We start from the raw sequence: 18,925 nt of genomic DNA, 5'->3' as shown, positions 1-18,925 counted from the left end.
GTGGCTGCGACCATGACCGGGAAAAGTGCGTTGAGGATTCTGTTGACCGGTGCCTCGGGCCTGGTCGGGCAGGGCGTGGCGTTGGCCTGCCAGCGCTCGCCGCAGGTCGGCCATCTGGCCGCGCTGGTGCGGCGCCCGGGCAGCCTCAGCGGAGCGGGTAGGGAGCTGGTTGTTCCTGACTTCCTGCATATCCAGGGGCGCTCGGATGAACTGGCCGGGTTCGACGCATGCTTCTACTGTGCCGGTGCGCCACCGGTCGGCACGGCTGAGGCCGAGTATCGACGCGTGACCCGGGACATCACGCTGGCGGTGGCCCGCGCCTGGGCAACTGCGAATCCCGAGGGATGTTTCCTGTATGTATCCGGTGCCGGCGCGGATCCACAGAGCAGATTGATGCCGTTGAGGATCAAGGGCGAGACCGAGGTGGCATTGCAGGCCCTGCCGATGCGCTCGGTGATGCTGCGCCCGGGGGGCGTCCGGCCGGTGCCGGGAACCGGCACGCGTCACGGCTTGCTCAAGCCCCTGTACTGGGGTGGCGCGCCGTTGATGAAGCTGGCCGGCGCCGTTGCGCCGTCATTGATGACCAGCAATCTGGCGCTGGGCCAGGCGATGATCGCACTGGCCGGGCGGGAGCATCCGCCGGGCACGGTGGAATGCGCGGACATCAACCGGATCGCTGCCGGCGCGCGCGATCCGGCGTCCTGATCTCAGTGTGGCACCGTCTCCAGCGCGGTGCGCACCGCAGTCGCCAGGTCACTGCGGGTAAACGGCTTCGGCAGCAGTGCAACGGCCCGTCCCTGACTGCCCACCTGGTCGTGATCGCGCGGATAGCCCGACGTGAACAGGACGGCGACTTCCGGCCAGCGTTCACGGACTTCACGCACCAGCTCCCAGCCCGACATGCCGGGCATCACCACGTCAGAGAACAGCAGGTCCACCTTGGTATCAGGGCGTTCCAGCAGCCGCAGTGCGGAGGGGCCGTCGTGGGCTTCCAACACCCGGTAGCCCAGCAGCCGCAGTGCATCCACCGTGTGGGCGCGGACATCGTCATTGTCCTCGGTCACCAGGATGGTTTCCTCGCGCGGCGAGTAGCCCGCCAGGCCGGTCTGCGGGGTGCGCGCTTCGGAGGGCAGGGCCAGCGGTGAGCGCGGGAACATCATGGTGATACTGGTGCCGCCGCCTTCCACCGAATCGATCAGTACGTGGCCGCCTGACTGCTTGACGAACCCGTGCACCATCGACAGGCCCAGGCCGGTGCCACGGCCAACCTGCTTGGTAGTGAAAAAGGGTTCGAAGACCCGGGCAAGCGTCGCTGCATCCATGCCGTGGCCGTTGTCACGCACCCGCAGCATCACGTACTCGCCCGGCGTCGCATCCGGGAACAGCGCAGCGTAGTCGTGGTCGAGGTGGCTGTTGTCGACCTCGATCACCAGCCGGCCGCGGTGCGGCATCGCATCGCGGGCATTCACCGCCAGGTTCAGTACGGAGGCCTCCAGCTGGCTGACGTCGATCTCGACACACCAGATGTCCTCGGCGCTGCGGATCTCCAACTGCACCAGCTCACCCAGCGCACGCTGCAGCATGTCGTGCATGTCCAGCAGGCGCTCGTTGAGGTTGGCGGCCTGGCTGCGCAGCGGCTGGCGGCGGGCAAATGCCAGCAGACGCTGGGTCAGGCTGGCGGCACGGCCGACACCCTTCAGTGCATTGTCCAGCGCACGGCTCACCATCGCTCCGGGTTCGCCCGCGCGCTCGCTGAGCAGCATGGCGTGCTCGATGTTGCCGGATATGACCGTCAGGATGTTGTTGAAATCATGTGCGATGCCGCCGGTGAGCTGGCCGACCGCCTCGATTTTCTGTGACTGGCGCAGCGCATGCTCAGCCTGCACGCGCGCGGTGGTTTCCACGGCCTCGGAGACCACAGCGGTGACCCCCCCTTCCGTATCGAGCAGTGGACGGAACGAGAAATCGAAGCTGCGCCGCCCGGTCGGGAGTTCCAGTTCCAGCGCATGCAGTGAACTGCGGCCCTGTACGGCTGCGGCCACGGCCCGATCGATCAGCGCGCTGATGCCCTCGGTGGTGCCGAACCAGACCGATTCGGCGAAGCGTTGGCCAACGACGTCCTTCTTGTCTCCCAGCACCGCGGCCAGTGACGCGTCATTGGCATCGACCACGCGTCCGGACAGATCCAGCAGCACCTGGTGCTGGAAACTGGATTCGAAGATCGCCTGCAGGCGCCGCTTGCTGGCGCGCAACTCGGCCGTGCGTGCCTGTACCTGCTGCTCAAGCAGCTGGTTGTCTTCGCGCAGGGCCAGCTCGGCCTGCTTCAGCAGCGAAACGTCGCTGCCCAGGCAGATATACCCGGCCACGCTGCCATCGGCGGCATGCTCAGGCACGCAGTCCATCTGAACGAATCGTGATTCGCCACTGCGATGGATCAGTTCGACCTGGAAGCGGGTTCGCTCCCCCTGCAGTACGCGTTCCAGGCTGGGCAGGGCGTGCTCGAAGGCGGATATGCCGCTGACATCCCGAGCCGGCCGACCCAGCAGTTCTGCAAGGCTGAATCCATGCCAGTCCAGGAACGCCTTGTTGGCAAACCGGTAGCGATGGTCCTTGTCCAACTGGGCGATCAGCGCCGGGACGGCATCGGTGACCTGCTGCAGCTGGGCCTGGCTTTCGTTCAGCGCGGCCTGCGCATTGGCCAGCTGGGTGCGCTCGTGCGCCTCCTGGCGAGCGCGGCGGATGGCGTCGGGCAAGCGTTGCAGGCGTTGCTTCACCACGTAGTCGCGGGCGCCGCGCGTGAGTGCCTGTACCGCCAGTTCCTCGGTCAGGGTGCCGGAAACAAAGATGAAAGGCGTCTGCGGCACGCGCTCGCGCGCCAGGGCAAGTGCTGCGTCACCATCGAAGCCTGGCAGGACATGATCGGCGAGGATCACGTCGAACGGGCGGTTCTCGATGGCCTCGATGAACGCGTTTCGGGTCCACAGGCGCTCAGCCTCGAAATCGAGGCCGGCACGCTGCAGCTGGGCGCTGATCAGCTCCGCATCAAGCGCGCTGTCCTCCAGCATGAGGATGCGCAGGCGCTCGCTGCGGCGCGATCCATCACGCATTGCGCTGCCCCGAACCGTTGGGCCGATGGGGTGGTGGCTGGTTGGTGATGCCCCAGAACATGCCCAGGCCCTGGATGGCGTCGAAGAATTCCTTGAAGTCGACCGGCTTGACCACGAATGCGTTGACCCCCAGCTCGTAACTGCGCACCAGGTCCTGCTCTTCGCGCGAGGAGGTCAGCATCACCACCGGCGTGCTGCTCAGATTCGCATCGCCGCGCACCTGTTCCAGTACTTCAAGGCCATTGACCTTGGGCAGCTTGAGGTCCAGCAGCACCACCACCGGGCCGCCGTGCATGGCGCCGGCAAACTTGCCTTCGCAGCGCAGGTAGTCCAGCGCTTCGGCGCCGTCGCGTACATGGATGACATCGTTGAGCAGCTGGCAGCGCGCAAGCGCGGCCATCGTCAGCTCTGCATCCTTGGGGCTGTCCTCCACCAGGAGGATCGGCCGCAGGTCCCTCATGGGTGTTCTCCTGTGGAGCGGGGTAGGGTGAAGTGAATGGTGGCGCCCTTGCCGGGCTCGCCCTCGGCCCAGGTACGGCCGCCATGGCGGCCGATGATGCGGCGCACGTTGGCCAGGCCGATGCCGGTGCCTTCGAACTCTTCGACGTGATGCAGGCGCTGGAACACGCCGAACAGCTTGTCGACGTAACGCATGTCGAAGCCGCAGCCGTTGTCGCGCACGAAGAAGTGATCTTCGGCGTCGCTGCAGTCGTGCCCAATCTCGATCATCGCGTGCTCGCGCTCGCGGGTGAACTTGATCGCGTTGCCCAGCAGGTTCTGCCAGACCAGGCGAAGCATCGTCGGGTCGGCTTCCACCTCCGGCAGCGGCGCGAGCGTCCACTGCACGTCGCGGCCGGCGTAATCCAGCGCCAGACTCCGGCGCACGTCCTCGGCCAGCGCAGCCATGTCCAGCCGCACCCGCCCCAGCGTGGAGCGTCCCATCTGCGAGAAGCTGAGCAGGTCATCCACCAGTGTGCCGGCGGACTTTGCCGAATCGACGATCGTATCCAGGAAGCGGCGCTCGGTCTCGTTGAGGCGGTCGCCCGCCGAGCTGCCAAGCAGCTCCGAATAGCCCACGATGTGGCGGAAGGGGGCGCGCAGGTCGTGGCTGACCGAATAGGAAAAGGCTTCCAGTTCCTTGTTGCTGCGCAGGAGCTGCTCGTTCAGTTCCGCCATCTCCTCGGCCTTGCGCAGCACGATATCGACGATGGCCGTGCGCATCTCGTGTGCCGCATCGCAGTCGGCGTCGGTCCACGGCAGGCTGCGCTGCCGCACGGTCTCTTTCCAGGCGTCGAAGGAGCTCCGCGGGGAAAGTGCGACGCCGGGCGCTGCGGTCTTGCGGGGGTCTCCCCCCCAGCGCACGGTTCGCACCACCTCCGGCCGGAACCACATCAGGTAGCTGTCATGCAGCTGCGAAATGGACACTGCCAGCAGGCCGCTGGCTACATCGGCCAGGTGCGCGGCAGGCGACCAGTCGGCGGCAAGGTGGTCGGTGCAGTAGGTTTCCTGGCCGGCCTGCCGGGTAGCCAGCCAATCGGCCAGGGCCAGCACGTCGCTGGCGGGCGGGCACTCACCCACGCGCATGCAGTCGCCCTTGTGCACGATGGCAGCCCCGGCCGCGCCGGTCAGCGACAGCAGGCTGCCTTCGTCCTGGCGCAGGGCCGCCATGAATTCTTCGTCGCCGGCCATGCGGCCCAGCAGCTTGACCAGTATCGAGCGACGCGCGACGCGTTCTTCAATCGCGAACGCGCGCTCCTTCAGTGCAATCTGCAGCGACAGGATCTGGCCCATGAACTCGCAGGCGGTACGCACGTGGTAGGGCAGGCGGCGTGGCTGCACGGTGTGGCAGGACACCAGGCCCCATAACCGCCCCTCATGTACCAGTGACACCGACATCGACGCCCCGGTCCCCATGTTGCGCATGTACTGAAGATGCACGGGGGACACGCTGCGCAGCACGGCCAGGCTCAGGTCGGTCGGTGGCGCCTCGCGGTGGTCTTCGGCCCGCATCAGCGGGGTAGGGGTATAGTTGTTGTCCGCGATCAGGCGCACCCGGTTCCGGCGGTACAGTTCGCGGGCCTGTGCGGGAATGTCCGACTCGGGGAAGCGCAAGTCCAGGTAGGACGGCAACAGGCCATTGCCATCTTCGGCCACCACGATGCCATTCCAGCCGGGATCGAATTGATAGACGAGGGTGCGGTCAAAGCCGGTGAGCCGCCGCATGTGCGCGGCCCCAAGCCTGCACAGGTCTTCCACCGTCGCTGCCGATTCAATGCCGGTCATCAGCTCGCGGATGGCTGGATACAGTTCTTCCAGCGAGCCGGGCTGGCCGGGAACCGGCGCCTCCAGCTCGACCAGAAGATCCGTGGCGGAGCGGTGCACCAGCAGCTGATGGCGGCCGTGCCCATCCAGGTGCACGGCACCGACATGCGCGCTGCTGCCCACCGTCGCCTGTTGCAACACGCCCTGGAACGGTGCCAGCACGCCGCCCAGCACTTCACTGACGTGCTGCATCAACGGTTCGCCGAACTGTTTCAGCAGCCCGGGGTGGCTGATGGCGCGCTCGCGTACCTGCAGGGACTGCGGTTCAACGACCAGAAGCACACCGTAGGGCTGGATCGCGCCGGGGGTGTGGATCGGTTCGCGCGCGCAACGGGACAGGGCAGTGTCGTGCGCGGATTCGGCAGGAGGCGTCAAGGGCGGGACTCATGATTCGTGGATGGCTGGAACGGCCCAGCACTGCATCCGGTGTGCATGGATGGTGAAGCAAAAGCGTGCCGCCGCATACCACCACGTGAGTGTGAAGGGCCTTTCATTCGAACCTGAATTCTTCATCTACGCAGCGACGGATGAACTGGAAGGCGTCTGTCGCGCCCCTGCATGCCTGCGCGCGCTCCTGGCCACTTAAAACGAGGGCATCCAGTTCCTCCCGCTCGCGTCTCCAGTATTCGGCCACACCGAGGTTGGAAGGGCGCAGGTGGCGCGCTCCGTATCCGGCATGAAGCTGCAACGCAGCGGCCATCTTCAACAGCACGGCCGCCCCCAGCGTCGAGCCCTCCGCCACGTAGCGCCAGCCCAGAACGGTCGCTTTCGAGAACACATGCGGCTGCGGTTGCCAGGCATGGGGTGCCGGCATGGAAGCGCCGAGGTCGCGAAGATCCTCCTCGATCAGCGGCAAGCGGGTCGCGCCCGGATCCTGCATCCGGTACAGCGGCGCAACAGTGCTATGGAAGTGCCATTGCACGCGCAGGAAGCAGAGGTAACGCTGGCGCGACGCGAAGATGTGTTGCTGCAACAGGTGCTGGTCGAGGCGATCGTGGGCCGCTCGGGTGTGCGCTTTCAGGGCGGCGCTGAGGGCAATGGGGTGATCGGGTTGTGCTGGCAATGTGGATGTAGGCATCGGCGCGCACCCTAGCAGATTTCGATGCAGAGACCGGTGCAGGTTTCGCGGCCAGCACATCTGCGCTGCACGCCAGCTAGACAGCGGCTGCCCTACGGTGACTGCAATTCCAACAGATGCCACGCCCGTGAACCTGCAGACCGCACCCGCGCCCCAGTACCGTATGCTTCCTGACAGCTGCCAATTTGAATTGCTGGATGTGGATGCACTGCAGGATCCAGCCAGTGGCCGGCTGCTGCACCTGTACTCGCTGGTAGCGCGTTGCCTTTCCTGCGAGACGATCTTCAAGGCAGAAGAAGGGCAGGGCCTGGTCAGCCATACTGCAGCGCGGGTGGTGCGGTGCCCCACCGGTTGCGGGCAGCAGGCGTTCAAGCCGGCCCTGCTGCGGACCTGGCGCCCACAGGCCGCGGCCCAGGCATGAACGCTGGATCCGCGTGTCACAGCAGCCCTGGATTGGCCCGCCAGACGGCGAAGTTGAGCGCCGAGGCGAACAGGATCCAGGCTAGGTAGGGAAGCAGCAGCACCGCCGCGGCCGGGCGGCTACGCGCAAACGCGACGATCGTCGCGCACACCAACACGATCAATACAAGAATGTCGGCGAAGGCAAGCGCGCCCAGCTTCCAGCCGAAGAACAGCCAGCTCCACAGTGCGTTGACGGCCAACTGCACCAGATAGAGCAGCAGCGCGGGTCGTGCCCCGCGCCAGCCACGTTCGCGCCAGGCCAGCCACGCGGCAACCGCCATCATGGCGTAGAGCAGCGTCCACACCGGACCAAAGACGCTGGCCGGTGGCGCCCATGCCGGAAGCGTGAGGGTAGCGTAGAAGCTTGCCGCGGACGTGGACGCCCATGCCCCCAGCGTGGCCGCGACGAAAGTGATTGCCACCCATCCCAGAAATCCGGAAACCTGTGAACTCCGCTTCATAGCGTGCAGCTCCCTGATGCTTGTGCTGCCTGTCTACGCACAGAGGCAGCGAATGGATGCAGGTTGCTGGCCTTCAATCTGAAGAACCGACGGCACCCGCTCCCTGGCTCGCTGGCAGCAGGGAAGGTCGCTGGTCAAACCACTCCCTTGCCTTCGCCAGGTGCCATTGGCGCTGGTCACCGTCCAGCTCGATCCCCGCGCCCAGCAGCCCCCACCGCAGATAGAGATCGCCGCGCTTGCGCTGGTCGAGCAGATCCAGCCGCGCGCGTACCGAAAGCCGATCGTTCTCGGCCTGGAGTCCATCAATGATCAGATGGCCCGGGCGCCAGCGCAGCGTCGCCCGGGCCTGCACCTGGCCGGAATCCAGCAGCGACAGGGTCCAGCGCGGGTAGTCGGTACGCTCTGCAAACAGTGCAAGCAACGGCCGGGCATCGCTGAGATCCAGGTCCGTGGTGGCATCGACCTGGAAGGGCGACTGCGCGTCGATGCGGCCACGCTTGAAGGCCACGCGACCTTTCCATGCGCTTGCCCGCTCTGCGCCCGCCACCTGCACATTGCGAAGTTCGACGGTGGTGCCGGACAGATCGAAATGACGCTGATTGAAGTCACCGCGGCGCAGTGTTGCCTTCACGTCGATGTCGCCGCCCATGTCCAGCCCTGCCACCTTGGCACTGGCATTGCGCCCCAGCAGCCGGGCAGTGCCATGGCCGACGCGTCCATCGGTGTCGAGCGTGGCATCGCCGCTCAGGCTGCCGGTGCCACGGAGCAGCCGCACCTGCGGCGAGCCCAGGTAACGGTTGTAGGCGGCCAGGTCGGGAATGGTTGCTTGGCTGAATCGCAGGTGCGCGCGGACACCCTTGCGCAGCTCCTGCAGGCGACCATCGCCGCTCAGGTCCAGGGCCAGATCACGGCCGTCGAACAGGCGCACGTCCTTGGCATCGGTTGGCCGAGCAGTGAATCGTGGCAGCCGGACAGCCAGCTGTGCCTGGCTGGGGCTGCCGGCCTTCAATTCGCCATGGGCGCTGGCCGTGCCCGCCAGTCGTACGCCCGCGACTTCGGCCACGGCTTCGGCGGCCGGAATGTCCACGGTGCTGCCTTCGATCAGTTCGCCGTTGCGCACGCGCAGGTCCGCCTTCAGCGTGCCGCCGCCGTCCAGCTGCAGCCACGGCTTGCGAACGAACAGGGCAGGGATCCAGTTGAGCGAAGTGAACGTCCATTCGCCGCGCACTGTGCCGGAGCTGCGTTCCAGCAGCTGGGCGGGCTGCTGGAAGGGAATGTTCCGGCCACTGATGTGCAGATCGGCATCCACTTCGCTGCCTGAGCCGGGCTTTGGCGGCAGGCGGGCCTGCAGGCGCAGGTCGTTGGACACATTGAGCTGCAGGGCCAGCACGCCGCGATTGGGGGCACCATCACCCAGGTAGAGCGGCACCTGCCAGATCGCGCGGTCCCCGGGCTGCAGCTGGCCGTCGATCAGGTGCAGCGCCAGCTGCAGGCGTCCGGGCACGGGCGCGCTGGAGATCTTCGGCGTTGTGGCATCCGTGTCCATGCGCAGGCCCTGGCTGCGGGCGTCGACCTCGAGCTGGGCATGCAGCAACTTCAACTTGGCCAGACCGGGCGCCTGGTCCCGATAGTGGCGCGGATAGCTGAAGCGCGCTGTGAGATCCATGTCGCCCAACAGCTGCACGCCGTCAAAACTGGTGTCCGCATCGCTGAACGCCACCTCGGATTCGAAGAGCTCCGACGGCCCGCCGCGCAGCTGCTTGAGGAAGCCCACCATACCCCGGCCCTTGCCAATGATCAGCAACTTGCCAAAGCGTGCGCTGCGGATGCTGTCGCTGTGGATGGCGTCGAAACGGAGCGTCCAGCCGCGGTCGCTGCGCGGCGGTGGCGGGATGGCTTCTTCGACGCGGCTGATCTCGGCGGAAACCCCCGTCGCCTGCAAGCGCGGAACCCGCACCTCGCGCTGGAACAGGGGCAGCACCGCCAACCGGGCGCTGGCGCGCTCGGCATGCAGCACGTAGACCGTGTGGTTCACGTGGCCGCGCATGTGCACGTTCCAGGCGATGACATGGCCGGGCAGCAGCGTGATGGCCGGGCCGGTGGTCATCACGAACTTGTGCGGCTTGCGGTTGGTGACCTGATCGAACAGTGGCGTATTGAGGAAGATGTTGCCGGCCAGCAGGTACAGCAGATAGATGCCCAGCAGGACGTAGGCGGGGACGCGCCACCGTCGAAGCCGGTGCGGGATGTGCACGGAAACAGGAGACATCTACTGCTCTGAGAGCCGGAATTTCCACAACTATTACGGAGCCGATGGCGGTGGCGCGTGAAGCAGCTACGGGGCGGGTGCTGGATTCTGGTAGTGTCCGGCCTGGTCACGACCACAGATCTGCAGGAGACGCATGGAGATCCGGCCCGCCCGTGCAGGCGATTTCGACGCGATGTGGGGCATGTTCAAGACGGCCATTGCGGCGCAGGATGCGCTGCCCTTTGCTGGCTCTTTCGCTGTCGAGACGTTTCGCACGCATTGGTTCCAGGCCCAGGCACCTTATGTGGCCGTTCTGCAGGGCCGAGTGGTGGGCATGTACAAGATGGGCCCGAATTTCCCTGACCTTGGGGCGCATGTGGCCAGCGCCACGTATGTGGTGGATGCGCCGGCACAAGGGCAAGGTGTGGGCCGGGCCCTGGTGGAACACAGCCTGGAGCGGGCGAGGGCGGAAGGATTCCTGGCCATGCAGTTCAATTACGTGGTCAGTACCAATGCCCCGGCCGTGGCGCTGTACCGGAAGCTGGGGTTCGATGTGGTGGGAACGCTACCGAAGGCGTTCCGGCATGGGACGCTGGGCTTGGTGGATGTCTTTGTGATGCACACGTTCCTGTGATGCGATGCGCTGGTCGCACGTGGTCGGCGATATCCAGCCGAGGCTGGCTGCACAATTCCTGAGGATGTCCCTTGAATCCATTGGTACAGTTTTTGCTGAGTCTGCTGGCGGGCGCGTTCCTCTTTCTGTTGGCTGTGGGGCACGACTACTGGAAGCGCCTGCGTTGGCTCTTCGGATGGGATCCCAATCTGGGCCATGAATCTGCAGACAAGCTCATTTCCATCGCCAACAGGACGGTGCTGGTGACGGCCGCCTTGCTGTTGGTCTGGGCGGTGACAGGCCCATCCCCGTACCGGAGGAACTGGGAGATGGAGGTTTGGGGTTTGGCGGCCGGCACGTTGATTGCGTATGTGACGCTCATCCTCAGCGCATCGACGCGGGCCCGCGCCTAGATGGCATGGAACTCGCCGGCATGGAACGAGCCGAATAGCGTGACGCGTCACGACCAGTGAGTGGCTACGGCTGGGGTGCCAGAACGCGCTCCTGAGGCCTCGGTCGTTGGTGCCGAATCGGCGAAAGCGCTCTTGCCAGGCGGGCGTGCAGCCACGGCAAGATCAGCGGCAAAACTACCCCCGCAAAGCTGTCTTTACCGGTCACTGTCAGATCCGCAAGATCCTTTGCCATTCCTGCAGAGGTTGAGGGAAGCCCAAAGGGCGGTTGGCAGTGATCGAATCACTGACAATCAGGCCGGCGCCTGGAGTGGATTGTTGCACGCTCGGAGTTTGAAGAATTTCATCTTGTTGATTTGTAAGGACGGGGTCCTCGGAATGCACCAAGATGGCGCACGGATCACTGTGGGCAAGTTGGACATTGAACAATCCTAGGTTGTGACTTTGGTGCATTGCCAATGCAGTGCTCTCAAGTTGGGGCAATGCCAATGGAGGGTCAGGTAACTCCTCAGTCGGAATGGCTCTAGCCTTGTTGCGCGCTATGCAAGTGACATAGCCAGTTCTGGGTTGTCTCCCCAGTTCAAGATCGCAATTGGTGTGGGCGACCGGTAGCGCTCGGGGATCCTGTGCCATTCACGTTCAAGCAGTGCCATGTGAGGGCCCCTCCAGAGCAGCTGCTGATGGTGCGGTAGAAGGTTCGTCGGCTTGTCATCGATGATGGCTGGCGCTGCGGCCAGGGAGGCTCGGGCTAGCGGCCATTGTTTCGGCCAGAACCGACATGAGCCGAGGGGCGGTGCGCGGAACGGAACTCGCGCATGACCTGCTTGCGGTGCCATACTCCAGTCAGCTCAGTCATGGAAAGGCGTGGTGCTTATGAAGGCAAGGACTCTCCCCGTGATGCTCTTCGTGCTAACAGCGGCAGCCGCCTGCGGAAAGGCAGGCCCATCACAGGAACTGGCGGCGATCAGCCCCGTTTCGCTGCAGTCCCTGACGATTGATAGCGGGGATGCGCATGGCTCAGTGCGCACACGACCCTTCACCGTGCAGGACAATCTGACCGTCGATGTCGTGCTGAATACGGTGCCGCCAGAGAACGCCGGCCAACTCCAGGCGCGTTTCATCAACCTGGCCACAGGCCAGGTTGCGTCCTCTGCATCCGAGACTGCCACCACCAAGCAAGCTAGATTGACACTTGCGCCAACGAACGCGCGGGAGTGGGAGCCGGGTCGGTATCTGCTCGAAGTCAGTGTCGGCGACACTTTGCTGACCACGCGTGATATTGATATCAACGAGCCGGCGCCTGCCCACTAATTCTCGGTGGACAGGGCGCGCAGGAAGGCGGTCAGTTGCGCCTGCTCAGTAACCGTCAGGTTCACGGCGCGGCCTCGCCCCAAGCTGCGGTAGTAGATTTCACGCTCTACCGCCTTGTCGAGGGTCGCCACGCTCCCGTCATGCATGTACGGCGCTGTGCGTGCGACGTTACGCAGACTGGGAGTGCGGAACGCACCCAGATCAGGCGGTCTCCGAGTCACTGCAAAGCGACCAAGCTCCGCAATCTCCCGCTCGGAGAGCACAAGTTCACCCAAGGGCTGCCCCGTGCGCGTGGACTGTTCAAGCCGCCCCAGCAATGCAGTTACGTCCCCGGCGATCTGCTCAAACCCAACGCCGGCGTGATGGAACCTCTGGTCAGTCAACGCGGCCGGATCTCCAGCAAGCAGGTGGCATTCCGTACAGGCTGCCTTGCCAGCAAACAGTGCAAGACCAGCGCGCTCATCCATGCTTAGAAGTGAAGGTTCACCGATGCTGCGGTCGTAGCGTGTCGGTTGCCGTGGCAAAGATCGTAAGTACTGCGTAAGGCCCTCAGCGATGTCTGATTGATTCAGAGGGCGACCCTGCGCAAAACGCGCGTAGCGCTCCTGGGTGTTGATCTGTTTAAGCAGCGCAGCTTCGTCAGGCAATCCCATCTCCCTGGGATTAGTGAATGCTTGCAGCGCCACCACCTTGAGTTCGCTTTCCCGGCCGTCCCAGAACAACGTGGAGTAGGCAGTTGCATCAGAGAGGTCTGGGGCGTTTCGTGTGCCAGGCACGCCACGGACGCCGATTGAGACACCCTGGCCATCTGTGAATGACTTCGAGGGAACGTGGCAGTTCGCACAGCTGATGGTTCCATCGGCACTCAGACTTTGATCGAAGAACAGCTCCCGCCCCAAGGCGATTGAGGTCGCGTCCCCGTTGGTGTCGGAGCTCGGCGGGGAGAGGCCGCATCCCGTAAGTCCGCTCATGGCGAAAAACATGACGGATGTCACAAGAATGGTCTGAAGTATTCCACTCAACGCCATGCGCTCCATCGCCCTGGATGTCGTTACTTGACACGCCCTTGGAAATTATGCAACTACTATTGAAGCTGTGGAACTGCCAATGGAAGGCATGCCGGGCCACGCAAGCGGGCTCACGTGCTGTCGTTGAACAACATGTGCACTAGCAGACGGGACCAAGGGATATGGACGTTCCGCAATACCGCGTTTCACGACGTGCTAGCTGGCTCTATGCGCTTCTCGGTGCGCGCAGCTTTGGGCCCAGTGCTGTGCGCCGTATCGGGCTGCGCATTGCTGGCTTCGTTGCCCTGCTGCTGGGAAGCGAATCGACTTTGGCTGCCGACTACGTGTACGACGCCAACGGTCGCCTTATCGCGGTGACCAATAGCGCCGGCGACACGGCGCGTTATCACTACGACACGCTGGGTAACATCAAGCGGGTTGAACGCCTGGCGTCTGGCGCGCTCGCCATATTTGATTTCGCACCACGTCACGGCGGCGCAGGAGACCGGGTCACGCTGAAAGGGCGGGGATTCAGCGCTGCGCCGGCGCAGAACACCGTTCACTTCAATGGAGTGCCTGCCAGCGTCATCGCCGCCAGTGGAGGCAGTCTGACAGTCACCGTTCCCTCGGCGGCCACCACTGGTGTGCTGACCGTTACCGTGGGTGCGCAGACGGCAAGCAGCGACGTGCCATTCGTCGTTGATGCACAACCTCGCGCCCCGCTCATCACCGCAGTCAGCCCTCACATCACCACAACCGGGGGCGCGCTGACCATCAGCGGGCAGTCATTGCTCCCGCTCGCCGGGCAGACCAGTGCGCGCCTCGGCATGGCCCCACTGTCCCTGGAACAGGCTAGCAACACCGCACTTCAGGCCCCGGTTCCAAGTGGCGCGAGCAGCGGCAGAGTCCGGGTCACCACACCGTATGGAAGCGCAGTGAGTACGGACGACGTACTCGTTGTACCGCCGGGAATCGACGAGTCGACGATTGGAGCTGTGAAACGACTGGCTGTTGATGGCCAACTCAACGATCTTTCGACGACTGCCGCCGGTCAAGGCGTTGCCATCCTGTTCGATGCGCAGGGCGGGGACTACATCAGCGCCCAATTTTCCGCACTGGCCAGCGAGCTCAACTTTGCTCTCTATGGAGTCGGCAACAAACGCCTGGCCTCCGGCACAGTCTCGGCCAACTCGCCAAGTTTCCACATGCCTGCATTGAAGTCTGCGGGCACTCACCTGCTGGTGCTGACTCCCAAGGCGGGGCCGCTGGCATGGAAGCTGCAGTTGGAGCGGTCCGCCGTCCTGGATGTTGATGGCACGCTGCAGGAGGTAAGTACGAGCGTTGCAGCACAGAGTCGTCGACTGGTGTTCGACGCTCGCAAGGGAGTGCCGTTGGGGCTGGGTTTGGCGGAGAAGACCGGTCCTCCAGCGTGGGGTTCGGCAACAGTGACTGTGCAGGGGCCTGATGGAGGGCAGGCTGGATTCCAGCAGTGCACGCAGGCCAACAACGGATGCAGCCTCAATCTCTCGGCCCTGAGTACGGGCAGGCACGCAATTCTGATAGCACCTGCAGCGTCAGGCACTCGCCTGTTGGCCTTCCAGGCAGCGTTGTCCACTGACTCGCAGCACACTTTGGCGCGCGCCACGCCGTTGCCCATTTCCCTTTTGCGCCCTGGGCAGAATGCAAGGCTGAGCTTCACCGGAACGGCAGGTGAGGTGCTTGGACTCTTGGTTGCTGGTCAGACGACCCTGCCCGCAGGTCGCAATGTCTACTATCGGGTTCACCATCCAGATGGAACCCTCTGGAAGTCCCTAGCCGTAGCAAGTGGAATGGTAATGAACCTGGCCCTTCCAGCCACCGGCACCTATGACGTCGTGATCGACGCTGGATACGGGGAAACAGTTGCAACGGAAGTACTGTTGAGTGCCGGTGAGGGAAGTCCCTTCATTGATGGCGCCACTTCAACTCACGCACTTTCGCGGGCAGGGGAGGCTGCATATTTCCAGATCAACGCATCCCAAGAGGATTCTCTGGGCCTTGGTATCAGCAACCTGATCATCGCGGACGGCAGCGGCGTGGTTGTGAATGTGTATCGTCCCAATGGCGTCCTGTTGGCTAACACAACCTGTCACCTGGCGAATTCCGGTTGCGATCTGAACCTGTCGTCGCTGGAAGCGGGCGTTCATGGCGTGGAAGTCGTGCCCCTGGATTCAACCCAGACCATGACGTTCAACGCAACCGTGTCCCGCGATCTTGTGGTGAACATGACACGTGGCACACCAACTGCTCTGGTCTTGCCTCGCCACGGCCAGAATGCACGCCTGGTCTTTCCAGCATCTGCCAGCGAAGTGATTGCTCTCAAGATCACAGCGCAAACCACAGAGCCAATGGGAGCGGGCGTGTACTTCCGGGCGCTTCGTCCGGATGGCACGACCATCGCTTCCGGCTACGCTGCGGGCGAGAAAACCCTGTTGATAGACACCAATGTCGCCGGCACGTACCAGGTCTTTGTTGACCCGGAACACGGTGCAACTACGACGTCAACGCTGACCCTGGAAGCGGGCGTTCTGGGTGAAATGGAGCAGGACGGCAGCATAGGGGAATATCAAAGCGCTGCAGGCAAGGACGTGTCCTTCACCATCAATGCGGTGGCAGGAAAGCACCTTGGCTTTGGCGTCAGTCATCTGAGCGTCAACAATGGCACGCACGTCCGGATATATGCCTACGCGCCAAGCGGTGCCAGTGTGGGCAACGAAACATATTGCTATGTGAACAATGGCGGTTGCGACGTACAACTTTACAACCCTGTGAGTGGAACCTACAGCATCGTCATGCGCCCGGTGGGTACGACTCAGACGATGAAGTTCCGGGCTACGCTTTCGTCAGCGCTGCGCTCCACTCTTTCGCGGGATGTACCATTCAATCTGAGCCTGGATCGGCGTGGCCAGGATGCCTTGCTGGCGTTCAGCGGCATGGCTGGTGAGACCGTGGCCTTCCAGATCTCGGGTCAATCCACCGTACCTGCAGCCAGGACGGTTGCTTATCGGGTCTATAAGCCCAGCGACCGTAGGGCGGGCTATCACATCGCCAGCATCCTTCCGGAAACGGGCGGGGCAGTGAATATTCGCCTGCCTGAGAGTGGCGAGTACTGGGTATACGCTGATCCTGAATTTGGAGCAGCCGCGAGTGCCAGGGTCACACTGTCCACCGGCACCACCAGTGGCATGGTACTGGATGGTGCGGCGGCGGCCTTTGTCGCAGATCAGCCCGCGCAATCCGCACATTACAGCTTCACTGCGGCGGCGGGCCAGCATCTTGGCTTTGCCGTCAGTGACCTGGCGGTTTCTGATGGCACGCATGTCCGGATATACGCCTATACCCCCAACGGGGACAGCTTCCAGGATGATTCGTATTGCTATGTCGAGCGGGGCGGTTGTGACATCGACATCTTCAATCCGGTTCCGGGTACCTATAGCGTGGTGCTGGTGCCATCCGTGCCAGGGCAGCGCATGCAATTTACCGCGACGCTGTCCAGTAGTGCACCGGCTGAACTGATTCGTGACAGCCCAAGCCAGATGACGCTTTCGCGTCGCGGCCAGGACGGGGTGCTCACCTTCAATGGCACTCAGGGTGAGACCGTGGCACTGCAGGTGGCAGGCCAAGCGACCGCACCCGCTGGCAACAGCGTGCGTTACCGCATTTACAAGCCGAGTGATCGAAGGTCCGGATACTTCTTCGGCTCGATCACGCCACTTGCCGGCGGTTCGTTGAACATGTCGCTGCCAGAGACTGGCACGTACTGGGTATGGGCCGATCCTGACAATGGCGCAACCGCCAGCGCACAGGTCACGCTTTCCTCGGGGACCACTAGTGGCCTGTCCCAGAGCGGCGGATCAGTACCTGTGGAAACCATCCTTCCTGGACAGACGGTCTACTTCAGATTCAATGCCGTTGCTGGCCAGCATCTTGGCTTCGGCCTGAGCGATCTGGTTGTAAGCAGTGGGACGCAAGTTCGGATCTACGCCTACGCACCCAATGGCAGCAGCATCCAGGATGACTCGTACTGCTATGTTGCCGATGGAGGGTGCGACATCGACATCTACAACCCGACCGCGGGTACTTACAGTGTCATGATCGTTCCGGAGCACGGCGACCAAGCAATGCAGTTCAATGCAACGCTTTCGTCCAGCAGGGGTATTTCACTGGAGCGCGATGTTCCTGCGGTACTCGATCTGACGCGCCGCGGTCAGGATGGGCTGATCACGTTCAGCGGCACGCAGGGGGAAAGCTTGGCCTTCCAGGTGGCTGGGCAGACAACGGTGCCCGGAGATCGTCAGGTGATCTATCGGGTCTACAAGCCGAGCGATCGGCGGAGCGGCTACTACATCCATTCGGTCAGTCCGCAGACCGGCGGTTCGATCAACATGGTACTGCCGGAGACGGGTACGTATTGGATATGGGCTGATCCAGTCAAGGGGGCAGCATCCCGTTCGCACGTGACACTTTCCACCGGAACGGCCAGTGGTATGGAGCGCGATGGAGCAGTGGCTCAGTTCATTTCGGCTCATCCCGGACAGTCAGCCCATTTCCGCTTCAATGTGGCAGCTGGTCAGCACCTGGGCTTCGGGATCAGCGACTTAGCGGTCAGTAGCAACAACCATGTGCGCATCTACGCATACGCCCCCAATGGCGACAGCGTGGGCGATGTCTCTTACTGCTACGTCGCTGATGGCGGCTGCGACATTGATATCTATAACCCTACCTCCGGAACATATAGCGTCATCGTCTCGGCGACGGAGCCAGGACAGACCATGCAGTTCAAGGCAGGGTTGAGCAGCAGCATCAGCCCTGCACTCGCTCGGGATGTTTCACTGAATCTGCAATTGGATCGTCGTGGCAAGGATGCAGTAATGACCTTCACCGGGACTGCAGGGGAGTCGGTAGCCCTGCTTGTTGCCGGGCAATCCACCACGCCATCGGCGAAGACGGTTCGATATCGGATATACAAGCCCAGTGATCGGCGTCGCACCTACGAGGTCGGCGTCATCACGCCGACATCGGGAGGGTCGATCAATCTGGTTCTGCCAGAGTCTGGAACGTACTGGGTCTGGGCAGATCCAGACAACGGTGCCACTACCAATGGGCAGGTTACCTTGTCCACCGGCGGATTGAACCCGCTGGTTGTGGATGGCCCGGATACCCAGTTTGCCTCTAGCCAACAGGGTCAGTCGGCGCATTTCCGATTCCAGGCAACGGCGGGGGGGAACCTCGGGTTCGCCATCAGTGGCCTGACCCTCAGCGAAGGGAATCACGTCCGTGTGTACGCGTACTCTCCCAGTGGCGCCAGCATTGCTGACACGTCGTACTGCTATGTCAGCGACGGGGGCTGCGATATCGATTTCTACAACACCGTGGCCGGGGACTACAGCATCCTGGTCCAGGCAGTGGCGCCAGGACAGACGATGCAGTTCAGTGCAACGTTGTCGTCCAACATTGGGATCGCCCTGCAACGCGGGGTTGGTGCTCCTCTCGCGTTGTCGCGTCGCGGTCAGGATGGCCTGCTGACCTTTGCGGGTGCGCAGGGCGAAAAGGTCACGCTGCAGGTGGCAGGGCAGGCCACGCAGCCCGCCGGAGGTCGCGTCGTCTATCAGATTTTCAAGCCCAGTGATCGGCGCCGCGGATATGCGATAGGAACGACCGGGCCGACGACCGCCTCAAGCCTGAACCTTACGTTGCCGGAGACGGGAACGTACTGGATCCTGGCGGATCCGGATCTCGGAAGGTCCGCCAACGCGACCGTTTCCGTCTCGAACTCGCCCTGAGCGCAGCAGCGAAGAGATCAACGACTATGAAGAATGGAATCTCCAAGGTCCGGGCAGTCAGGACAGGTCGGCCCAAGGTGTTCA

At 63.4% G+C, this 18,925-nt stretch carries 13 protein-coding genes; 6 read left to right on the top strand and 7 right to left on the bottom strand.

Annotation, left to right across the window (positions count from 1 at the left end):
- Positions 1-12: 12 nt before the first annotated feature.
- Positions 13-705, top strand: a complete 693-nt coding sequence (locus AC5P74_RS10095) for a Rossmann-fold NAD(P)-binding domain-containing protein (RefSeq protein ID WP_206620799.1) — start codon at positions 13-15, stop codon at positions 703-705.
- 2 nt (positions 706-707) lie between these two features.
- On the opposite strand, the gene AC5P74_RS10090 is transcribed toward AC5P74_RS10095, so the two are convergent.
- From AC5P74_RS10090 to AC5P74_RS10075, 4 genes are all read right to left on the bottom strand, one after another.
- The gene (locus tag AC5P74_RS10090) at positions 708-3,107 is read right to left on the bottom strand and encodes a response regulator (RefSeq protein ID WP_495204909.1); all 2,400 of its coding nucleotides are present in this window, start codon (positions 3,105-3,107) and stop codon (positions 708-710) included.
- Positions 3,100-3,567 (bottom strand): response regulator, encoded by a 468-nt coding sequence (locus AC5P74_RS10085; RefSeq protein WP_049414761.1) that lies wholly within the window; start codon positions 3,565-3,567, stop codon positions 3,100-3,102. Before AC5P74_RS10085 ends, AC5P74_RS10090 begins: the two co-directional genes overlap by 8 nt.
- Positions 3,564-5,804: an ATP-binding protein gene (locus tag AC5P74_RS10080; protein ID WP_346607210.1), complete on the bottom strand. Its 2,241-nt coding sequence runs from the start codon at positions 5,802-5,804 to the stop codon at positions 3,564-3,566. The genes AC5P74_RS10085 and AC5P74_RS10080 overlap by 4 nt, the downstream gene beginning before the upstream one ends.
- Before the next feature lie 115 nt (positions 5,805-5,919).
- The gene (locus AC5P74_RS10075) at positions 5,920-6,507 is read right to left on the bottom strand and encodes a biliverdin-producing heme oxygenase (RefSeq protein WP_329843520.1); all 588 of its coding nucleotides are present in this window, start codon (positions 6,505-6,507) and stop codon (positions 5,920-5,922) included.
- A 127-nt stretch (positions 6,508-6,634) separates the two neighbouring features.
- On the opposite strand from AC5P74_RS10075, the gene AC5P74_RS10070 reads away from it, so the two are divergent.
- Positions 6,635-6,928, top strand: coding sequence for a hypothetical protein (locus AC5P74_RS10070; protein WP_235648141.1), 294 nt, complete (start codon positions 6,635-6,637; stop codon positions 6,926-6,928).
- Positions 6,929-6,944: 16 nt separating this feature from the next.
- Here the strand turns inward: AC5P74_RS10070 and AC5P74_RS10065 are convergent, their stop codons facing one another.
- Positions 6,945-7,430: a TspO/MBR family protein gene (locus AC5P74_RS10065; RefSeq protein ID WP_235648142.1), complete on the bottom strand. Its 486-nt coding sequence runs from the start codon at positions 7,428-7,430 to the stop codon at positions 6,945-6,947.
- 73 nt (positions 7,431-7,503) lie between these two features.
- Positions 7,504-9,699: an AsmA family protein gene (locus AC5P74_RS10060; RefSeq protein ID WP_346607211.1), complete on the bottom strand. Its 2,196-nt coding sequence runs from the start codon at positions 9,697-9,699 to the stop codon at positions 7,504-7,506.
- A 133-nt stretch (positions 9,700-9,832) separates the two neighbouring features.
- Between AC5P74_RS10060 and AC5P74_RS10055 the strand changes: the two genes are divergently transcribed.
- The 3 genes from AC5P74_RS10055 (at position 9,833) to AC5P74_RS10045 (ending at position 12,012) form a co-directional block, all read left to right on the top strand.
- Positions 9,833-10,312 (top strand): GNAT family N-acetyltransferase, encoded by a 480-nt coding sequence (locus tag AC5P74_RS10055; protein ID WP_206620806.1) that lies wholly within the window; start codon positions 9,833-9,835, stop codon positions 10,310-10,312.
- Between the two features lie 71 nt (positions 10,313-10,383).
- Positions 10,384-10,704 carry a hypothetical protein gene (locus AC5P74_RS10050; protein ID WP_206620807.1) on the top strand — a complete coding sequence of 107 codons (321 nt, stop codon included), beginning with the start codon at positions 10,384-10,386 and terminating at the stop codon, positions 10,702-10,704.
- An 891-nt stretch (positions 10,705-11,595) separates the two neighbouring features.
- Positions 11,596-12,012, top strand: a complete 417-nt coding sequence (locus AC5P74_RS10045) for a hypothetical protein (protein WP_146146946.1) — start codon at positions 11,596-11,598, stop codon at positions 12,010-12,012.
- Here AC5P74_RS10045 and AC5P74_RS10040 read toward each other — a convergent pair.
- Positions 12,009-13,040 (bottom strand): cytochrome-c peroxidase, encoded by a 1,032-nt coding sequence (locus AC5P74_RS10040; RefSeq protein ID WP_180832631.1) that lies wholly within the window; start codon positions 13,038-13,040, stop codon positions 12,009-12,011. The two genes, AC5P74_RS10045 and AC5P74_RS10040, sit on opposite strands and share 4 nt — an antisense overlap.
- Before the next feature lie 161 nt (positions 13,041-13,201).
- On the opposite strand from AC5P74_RS10040, the gene AC5P74_RS10035 reads away from it, so the two are divergent.
- Positions 13,202-18,841: an IPT/TIG domain-containing protein gene (locus AC5P74_RS10035; protein ID WP_346607212.1), complete on the top strand. Its 5,640-nt coding sequence runs from the start codon at positions 13,202-13,204 to the stop codon at positions 18,839-18,841.
- The last annotated feature ends 84 nt before the right edge of the window (positions 18,842-18,925 follow it).

The organism is Stenotrophomonas sp. YJH_SMC_94-11 (assembly GCF_059370435.1).
The sequence above is the reverse complement of the archived record's forward strand: the minus strand, read 5'-3'. Positions and strand labels throughout refer to the sequence as shown.

Bases quoted from the DNA above. Each gene is read 5' to 3' on its own strand.
- AC5P74_RS10095 (WP_206620799.1), top strand. From the start codon at position 13: ATGACCGGGAAAAGTGCGTTGAGGATTCTGTTGACCGGTGCCTCGGGC.
- AC5P74_RS10090 (WP_495204909.1), bottom strand. From the start codon at position 3,107: ATGCGTGATGGATCGCGCCGCAGCGAGCGCCTGCGCATCCTCATGCTG.
- AC5P74_RS10085 (WP_049414761.1), bottom strand. From the start codon at position 3,567: ATGAGGGACCTGCGGCCGATCCTCCTGGTGGAGGACAGCCCCAAGGAT.
- AC5P74_RS10075 (WP_329843520.1), bottom strand. From the start codon at position 6,507: ATGCCTACATCCACATTGCCAGCACAACCCGATCACCCCATTGCCCTC.
- AC5P74_RS10065 (WP_235648142.1), bottom strand. From the start codon at position 7,430: ATGAAGCGGAGTTCACAGGTTTCCGGATTTCTGGGATGGGTGGCAATC.
- AC5P74_RS10060 (WP_346607211.1), bottom strand. From the start codon at position 9,699: ATGTCTCCTGTTTCCGTGCACATCCCGCACCGGCTTCGACGGTGGCGC.
- AC5P74_RS10055 (WP_206620806.1), top strand. From the start codon at position 9,833: ATGGAGATCCGGCCCGCCCGTGCAGGCGATTTCGACGCGATGTGGGGC.
- AC5P74_RS10040 (WP_180832631.1), bottom strand. From the start codon at position 13,040: ATGGCGTTGAGTGGAATACTTCAGACCATTCTTGTGACATCCGTCATG.
- AC5P74_RS10035 (WP_346607212.1), top strand. From the start codon at position 13,202: ATGGACGTTCCGCAATACCGCGTTTCACGACGTGCTAGCTGGCTCTAT.